The organism is Marivirga sp. (assembly GCF_024636815.1).
In the GTDB taxonomy this organism is placed as follows: domain Bacteria; phylum Bacteroidota; class Bacteroidia; order Cytophagales; family Cyclobacteriaceae; genus Marivirga.
This window is the reverse complement of record NZ_JAGXGF010000130.1, coordinates 31,770-38,983: the sequence shown is the minus strand read 5'-3', so window position 1 is coordinate 38,983 and position 7,214 is coordinate 31,770. Positions and strand designations below refer to the sequence as shown.

Below are 7,214 nucleotides of genomic sequence, written 5' to 3'. Positions count from 1 at the left end.
AAACTGGTTGGATAGTGATGATTTAATCGGCTTAGATAGAAAAAAATTATTCCTAGATGAGGAAGACGTAGACTGGAATCAGACATGGAACGAAATTATCGATAAAATGTCTATCAGTAAATCGGCAGAATTACTGAACAAGAAAGGACAGGAAATCCCAGTAATTGCGCACTGCATGCCAGTTTCTGATGAAAATGGAAATCCTGTGAAAATAGCCTGCATATTCATTAAGAAAGAAAAATTTTAAGAACTTATTAAAATATAAGCAGTTATAAAATTCTTAAAGCTTCCAACTTGAAAGAATTTGCAAAACTCATATCGTCACTTGACCAAAGCAATAAAACCAATGAAAAGGTCAATGCTTTAAAAAACTATTTCCGGCTAGCTGATGACCAAGATAAAATATGGACATTGGCACTTTTCACGCATCGGAAACCTAAAAAGTAGCATAAATAGGTCATGATAAAAAATGGGAAAATGAGGGGGCCTATAGTACCAGAATGGCTTGCTCAGAAAACATACTGTGTGGTAGTTGACTTAGCAGAAACCATTGGACTTTGGACTATTATTTGCAAGGAATGAAGAGTGAAATCAAGAAAAAATCAGGAAGCCGAAATTAATGTATAAGAAAACGGTTATCCTCTCTCCGCTTGTCTATCTGATTATATTAGAAAAGATGATAGAAAAATTGCATCGAAACCATAGAGGAGAGGGCACCGAAAATACAGATACAATTAGAAAGTTAACGATTTTAATTTTACATTTGGAAGCAACTATATTTAAAATCAGATGAAAAAAATAAGTTTATTAGTACTATTTATAGGAATCAGTTTTGGTGCTTTTGCACAGTCGGACGTTACAGGAAAATGGAAAACCATAGATGATGAAACCGGTAAAGAAAAGAGCATAGTAGAGATCTATAAAAAAGACGGAAAGGTATATGGCAAAATAACCAAGCTTTTCCGAGGTCCAGACGAAGAGCAAGATCCAATTTGTGATGTTTGTCCTGGCGATAGAAAGAATGAAAAAATTATAGGAATGGAAATCATCCGTGGAATGGAATGGGATGCAGATGATGAGGAGTATGATGATGGCGAAATCATGGATCCTAAGGATGGTAAAACTTATGACTGTGTAATCTGGAGAGAAGGGGATGAATTAAAAGTTAGAGGTTATGTTGCCTTTTTCTATAGAACCCAAACTTGGAAAAAAGTAGACTAATCAATTGGAAATTAAATTAGCAGGAGAAAAATTACTGCTTTCAGAAGATAAAATCATTTATTGGTCAAAATGGCAAACTGTTTTTATTGCTGATTTACATTTGGGTAAAACTACTCATTTCAGAAAAGCAGGCATTGCTGTCCCAACAGCAATCATTAAAGCTGAAATTGACCGAATTGAAAATATCATTTTAAAATTTCGCCCGAAAAGAATTTTCTTTTTGGGCGATTTATTTCATAGCGATTTAAATCATGAATGGGATATTTTCAATGACTTCCTAGATCAACATCCAACAGTTGAATTTATCCTCATTAAAGGGAACCATGATATTCTAAATGACAAAATTTATAATCTCAGCCAACTTAAAATAAAAAAAGAGCCTTTTCAGCTTTATCCATTTATTTTGACTCATCATCCCCTTAGAAAGGTCAAAGTGAATGATAATGAACTAAATCTTTGCGGGCATATACATCCAGGTATTAGTATTAAAGGAAAAGGCAGATCTTATCTGAGTTTACCTTGTTTTTATATGGACGAAAACATAATGATTTTACCGGCTTTCGGCAGATTTACAGGATTGGCTAAAATAAAACCAAAAAAAGACAGTAGTACTTTTATTGTTTTGAACGATTCTGTCAAAAAAATCGGATAGAAAAATAAATTTAAATTCATTACACTAAACCTAGCTTGTAAGAAATTCAAGGCTTTTACATTCGAATATTTATAAAAAATTACGTATTATTATAATTATTTTCGTTCGAAGGGTTACCAAACCCTACTTATCAGTATTAACAAATGAAATTAACAGACAGTCAAGTCATACAACGTATCAAATTAGGTGATGAATCTGCTTTAGATTATCTCTATAAGCAACACTATAAAATGATGCTGCGAATGATTTTGAGGAATAATGGTACAGAGCAAGAGGCTTTGGACATTTTTCAAGATGCTTTGATTGTTTTTTGGCAAAAAGCAATGGATGTTAACTTCGAATTATCTTCAAAAGTCAGTACTTATCTCTTCAGTGTTTGTAAAAACCTTTGGAGGAAAGAATTAGAGAGAAAAAAGAAATTTGAAGATAGTGATAAAGAAGAAAGCGAATACAACCAATTAGAAAGTCAGGAAATGGTGAAAATCATTCATGATTGTATTAATGAATTGGGAGATTCGTGCAAGCAAATTTTAAGTTATCATTATTTTGACGGTCTTTCAATGGACCAGATAGCCAAAAAAATGGGTCTTGCAAATAGCGATACGGCTAAAACAAAAAGATATAAATGTAAAAAAAGGCTGGATGATTTGATTCGTTCAAGATACCAAGCCAGTGACTTTTTAGACCAATAACTATGAGTGAAACAAATTACTTTCGCTTAATCGAAGCTTTTTTTGAGGGGAATATCTCCCCTGCTGATAAAGCTATGCTTGAGGCAAAAATCAATTCAGATCCCTTAGTGAAGGCTGAATTTGATTTACAGCAAAATATTGTAAAGGGTATTTCTAATACTAGAAAATTAGAATTAAAATCAAGATTAGCTTCTATTGATCTTCCAATAAATACTGGCATTTTAACAGGTAGTGGAGTTAAATGGCTAGCAGGTACGGTTGCAGGTGTTACACTTTTTGGAAGTGTGTTATATTGGTCACTTATTTCATTTGATAACAGCATCAAGCCTATTGATATTAAAATGAATCAAGAACTTGCTTTTAAACATGCTCCATTATCCTATATTCCACAATTGGTTGAAGAAGAAAATAAAATCGAAGAGGAAGAATCAAATGAAATAATTCCTCAAGAAACTAATGCCCCCAAAGAAAGAAATGAGATAAGGAAAGAAGAAAAAGATGCTACAGCTAAGGTTCAACCTCAAGCTTTAATTTCCTATGAAGATGATAAGCTCTTCACAAATCAAAGTAATGATGAGGAATTAGAAAATATAGCAAGCCGAGAAATAGCCCACAATAGAGCTGATAAAACGGAAATCGAATTCCTAGATGCTTTAGATGATAAAGATAGCTTCCATTATCGTTACTATAATTCAAAATTGTATCTATATGGTGACTTTAATGAAATGCCTTATCAAATTATTGAATTAAACGATAAAGGCAAAAAACAATTATTCTTAAGTCATAATGAGGATGTTTACATCATTAAAGATAATACTACAGAAATAACTGAATTAAGAAAACTTCAAGATGAAATATTGAAAATGGAAATTCAGCTTATAGTAGAAGATTAAAATAAAGTTCTAAAAGATTTTTTAGAAGGGCTTTTCATGAAAATGGAAAGCCTTTTTTTTGGTTTTTTATAAATTTAACTAAGCTAAGCATAAATAAATTCTTATTTTTGAGCTTTCAAATATGAGCAAAGAGAAAAAATATCGAAAGAAAAAGAAATTAGGGCATTATCCCTTCATTAGTGTCATTTTAAGCATGACATTAGCACTATTTATATTAGGTTTATTTGCTCTATTAATTACTACCACTACCTCTTTGACTAAAGTCATTCAGCAGAATGTTGAAATGCAGGTTTATCTTAAATCAAATCTTTCTGAACCACAGCAATTACGGGTAAGCAAATCTTTAGCTTCTAAAGATTATTTATTAAATGAAGAAAATATAGAAGCTATAAGATTTATTTCTAAGAAGGAAGCAGCTGAGAAATTCATAGAGGAAACAGGAGAAGATTTTATGCAGTTTTTAGGTGATAATCCATTGAAGGATGCATACATAGTAAAAATTTCACCTGAATATCATTCTTCTCAAAAAATGGAAGAAGTACAAAAAGACATTGAGAGCCTTAACGGTGTATTTGAGGTAATATACACCAACAATATGGTGCAAAGCATCAATGAAAACATTACTAAAATTAGCATAGTTTTGTTGAGCATATCCGTTTTACTCTTTATTGTAATCGGTATTCTTATTAATAATACCATTAAATTAGCTCTTTTCTCTCAAAGATTTTTAATAAGAAGTATGCAATTGGTAGGTGCTACGAAAGGATTTATCAGAAAACCATTTATTTACCGTTCTATATTGCATGGTATTATTTCTGCACTTATTGCGGGAGGCTTGCTTTTTGGTTTATTAACATACGGTAGTCAAAAATTAGAAGGCCTTGCTGAATTACAAAACCAGGAAATGTTATTGGTTATTTTTGGTGGTCTTGTAATATCAGGTGTTTTGATTGCAAGTTTTAGTACTTACAGAGCCATACAAAAATATATGGCAATGTCTTTAGATGAACTATATTAAATGGAACCAATTAGGGAATTACAACAAAATTAATTGCCTGATAATCAGAATAAAATGACAATATTTTTTAATTAAATATTTGAACCATATAAATACTCTTTATGTCAGAAAAAAAGAAATTAGCGTTCGGTAAAAGCAATTACGTATTAATGATTGCTGGTATTTTAACTCTTATCATTGGGTTTATCATTATGACTTTAGATTCCGAGCAATATGGCTTTGGGTTTTTGGGATTAACTCTTGGACCTATTATAGTCTTTATAGGTTTCATCATTGAAATATTTGCTATTCTAAAGAAACCTAAGCAATAAAAATGGGATTACTGGAAGCTATTATCCTTGGAATAATTCAAGGATTAACAGAGTTTTTACCCGTTAGTAGTAGCGGGCATCTTGAAATTGGTGCAGTTTTATTAAATGCTCATACTTCTGAAAGTTTACTGTTTTCAGTTTTGGTACATGCTGCCACTGCCCTATCTACTATTATTGTTTTCAGAAAAGATATAGTAAATATTTTCAAAGGGATTTTCATTTTTAAATGGAATGAATCCTACGAGTTTGCTGCAAAAATAATTCTTTCTATGATTCCGATCGCGATAGTCGGAGTTTTCTTCGAAAAAGAAGTAGAAAGCTTCTTTACAGGAAATCTATTATTAGTTGGTTGTATGTTGTTGGTAACTGCTATTTTGCTTGCATTCACTCAAACTGTCAAAGATAAACAGGGTGGTCCAGTGAAATATTGGCATGCTATCATAATTGGTATTGCCCAATCAATTGCTATACTTCCAGGGATATCTCGTTCAGGGGCAACAATTGCAACCGCATTACTAATTGGAGTTAATAAAGAAAAAGCAGCCAGATTTTCATTCCTTATGGTGTTAATTCCAATTTTGGGTGCATCCCTTTTAAAAGTTTTAGATTATTTAGAGGAACCTGCTGTAGCAAATCAAACGGGTAGTTTTGTACTTTTTATGGGTTTCCTTATGGCTTTTATTGCAGGATTATTTGCTTGCAAGGCTATGGTTAAAATTGTAAAAGAAGGAAAACTAGTTTATTTCGCCATCTATTGCGCTATAGTGGGAAGTATCGCTATCATAAGCCAATTAATATGAGTGAAACAGTTAATGATTATAATGAGGGAAAGGTCTTATTGATTGATAAGCCACTTAATTGGACTTCTTTTGATGTAGTAAAAAAATTGAAATTTGCTTTAAAGGTTAAAAAAATCGGTCATGCCGGTACTTTAGATCCTTTAGCTACGGGTTTGTTGATTCTGTGCACTGGAAAAATGACGAAGTCTATTGATAAATATCAGGCACAGGAAAAAGAATATACAGGAGAATTCACTCTAGGTTACACCACTCCTTCCTACGATTTAGAAACCGAACCTGAATTCCAAAAGGACGCAAATAATATTAAGATTGATGATTTGAAAACAACTACCCAATATTTCGTTGGAGAAATAGAACAAACCCCTCCTATTTTCTCAGCAGTTAAAAGCGGTGGAAAAAGAGCCTATACTTTAGCCAGAGAAGGAAAGGAAGTTAAATTAAAATCAAGAGTCGTGACTATCAATGAATTTGAAATTACTGATTTTCAGGAAAATAAGGTCTCGTTTCGAGTTCGATGCTCTAAAGGAACTTATATAAGGAGTTTAGCTCATGATTTTGGAGAGAAATTAGGTGTAGGTGCCTATTTATCAGCATTAAGAAGAACAAAAATTGGTGATTTTTCCGTTGAAGATGCTGAAAACTTAAATGAATTTGTGAATAATAATAAAGTCAACACAAATGATCATCCATGACGGATATGAAAATTTAGAAGGCATCAAAAATGCAGTGGTAACCATCGGAACCTTCGATGGGATTCACCTTGGGCATCAGGAAATAATTAGCCGTATTATAGAATTAGCTAAATCAGTAAATGGTGAAACTGCATTGGTTACCTTCTGGCCTCATCCTCGATATGTTTTGGGTAAAAATCAAGATAATTTAAAACTACTCACTACTTTTGATGAAAAAGCGGAAATTTTGGACCAATTAGGGCTGGATCATATCGTTAGAGTCAATTTCACTAAAGAGTTTTCTCAGTGGACTTCTGAGCAGTTTATTCAACGAATAATCATTTCAGCCTTGCATACCAAAAGATTAGTGATTGGGTATGATCACCGCTTTGGAAAAGACAGAGAAGGCAGTTTTGAGCATCTGAAAAATCATTCAGATAGATATGGTTTTGAGGTTGAAGAAATTCCAAAGCAAACTATTGATGATGTTGGAATCAGTTCTACCAAAATTAGAAATGCTGTAGAAGCAGGTGAAGTAGAATTAGCGCATGATTTCTTAGGTAGATTTTATGAAATCAATGGCGAAGTGGTAAGTGGAGATAAAATAGGGAAAACTCTAGGTTTCGCCACTGCTAATATTAAAGTGGAAGAATCTTACAAATTAGTACCCGCTGATGGAGCCTATGCAGTAATAACAGAAGTAAAAGGAAAACAATATAAAGGCATGCTCAATATCGGCTACAGACCGACTGTTGACGGTAAATCAAAAAGAATTGAAGCCAATATATTTGATTTCAATGAAACTATTTACGGAGAAAAAATTAAAATAAGCTTTATCAAAAGATTAAGAGATGAAATAAAGTTTAATTCAAAAGAAGAATTAAGCAATCAGCTTGAGAATGATAAGGAAAAAGCGATGCAAATCCTTAATCAACGTCATTGAACTCATTAAAATA

Annotated in this window: 10 protein-coding genes; all 10 read left to right on the top strand. The window is 32.4% G+C overall.

The window, feature by feature from the left end; all coding sequences use genetic code 11:
* Positions 1 to 247 (top strand): PAS domain-containing protein (locus Q0L29_RS10020; RefSeq protein WP_296621311.1); only part of this gene is annotated, 247 nt, incomplete at its 5' end.
* A 542-nt stretch (positions 248 to 789) separates the two neighbouring features.
* Positions 790 to 1,221 (top strand): DUF2147 domain-containing protein, encoded by a 432-nt coding sequence (locus Q0L29_RS10015; RefSeq protein WP_296621309.1) that lies wholly within the window; start codon positions 790 to 792, stop codon positions 1,219 to 1,221.
* A gap of 4 nt (positions 1,222 to 1,225) precedes the next feature.
* Positions 1,226 to 1,873: a ligase-associated DNA damage response endonuclease PdeM gene (gene pdeM / locus Q0L29_RS10010; protein WP_296621308.1), complete on the top strand. Its 648-nt coding sequence runs from the start codon at positions 1,226 to 1,228 to the stop codon at positions 1,871 to 1,873.
* A 143-nt stretch (positions 1,874 to 2,016) separates the two neighbouring features.
* Entirely contained in the window at positions 2,017 to 2,565 is a 549-nt protein-coding gene (locus Q0L29_RS10005) for a sigma-70 family RNA polymerase sigma factor (RefSeq protein WP_296621306.1), read from the top strand.
* A 2-nt stretch (positions 2,566 to 2,567) separates the two neighbouring features.
* Complete coding sequence (locus Q0L29_RS10000) at positions 2,568 to 3,458, top strand: hypothetical protein (RefSeq protein ID WP_296621304.1); 891 nt, start codon at positions 2,568 to 2,570, stop codon at positions 3,456 to 3,458.
* 121 nt (positions 3,459 to 3,579) lie between these two features.
* Entirely contained in the window at positions 3,580 to 4,476 is an 897-nt protein-coding gene (locus tag Q0L29_RS09995) for an ABC transporter permease (RefSeq protein ID WP_296621302.1), read from the top strand.
* A gap of 101 nt (positions 4,477 to 4,577) precedes the next feature.
* Positions 4,578 to 4,787: a DUF3098 domain-containing protein gene (locus tag Q0L29_RS09990; RefSeq protein WP_296621301.1), complete on the top strand. Its 210-nt coding sequence runs from the start codon at positions 4,578 to 4,580 to the stop codon at positions 4,785 to 4,787.
* A gap of 2 nt (positions 4,788 to 4,789) precedes the next feature.
* Entirely contained in the window at positions 4,790 to 5,587 is a 798-nt protein-coding gene (locus Q0L29_RS09985; RefSeq protein ID WP_296621299.1) for an undecaprenyl-diphosphate phosphatase, read from the top strand.
* Complete coding sequence (gene truB, locus Q0L29_RS09980) at positions 5,584 to 6,279, top strand: tRNA pseudouridine(55) synthase TruB (protein WP_296621297.1); 696 nt, start codon at positions 5,584 to 5,586, stop codon at positions 6,277 to 6,279. The genes Q0L29_RS09985 and truB overlap by 4 nt, the downstream gene beginning before the upstream one ends.
* Entirely contained in the window at positions 6,266 to 7,201 is a 936-nt protein-coding gene (locus Q0L29_RS09975; RefSeq protein WP_296621295.1) for a bifunctional riboflavin kinase/FAD synthetase, read from the top strand. The genes truB and Q0L29_RS09975 overlap by 14 nt, the downstream gene beginning before the upstream one ends.
* Positions 7,202 to 7,214 lie beyond the last annotated feature (13 nt).

Excerpts from the sequence above, each read along its gene's own strand:
- Q0L29_RS09985 (WP_296621299.1), top strand. The coding sequence starts at position 4,790 with ATGGGATTACTGGAAGCTATTATCCTTGGAATAATTCAAGGATTAACA.
- truB (WP_296621297.1), top strand. The coding sequence starts at position 5,584 with ATGAGTGAAACAGTTAATGATTATAATGAGGGAAAGGTCTTATTGATT.
- Q0L29_RS10015 (WP_296621309.1), top strand. The coding sequence starts at position 790 with ATGAAAAAAATAAGTTTATTAGTACTATTTATAGGAATCAGTTTTGGT.
- Q0L29_RS10000 (WP_296621304.1), top strand. The coding sequence starts at position 2,568 with ATGAGTGAAACAAATTACTTTCGCTTAATCGAAGCTTTTTTTGAGGGG.
- Q0L29_RS10005 (WP_296621306.1), top strand. The coding sequence starts at position 2,017 with ATGAAATTAACAGACAGTCAAGTCATACAACGTATCAAATTAGGTGAT.
- Q0L29_RS09990 (WP_296621301.1), top strand. The coding sequence starts at position 4,578 with ATGTCAGAAAAAAAGAAATTAGCGTTCGGTAAAAGCAATTACGTATTA.
- Q0L29_RS09995 (WP_296621302.1), top strand. The coding sequence starts at position 3,580 with ATGAGCAAAGAGAAAAAATATCGAAAGAAAAAGAAATTAGGGCATTAT.
- Q0L29_RS09975 (WP_296621295.1), top strand. The coding sequence starts at position 6,266 with ATGATCATCCATGACGGATATGAAAATTTAGAAGGCATCAAAAATGCA.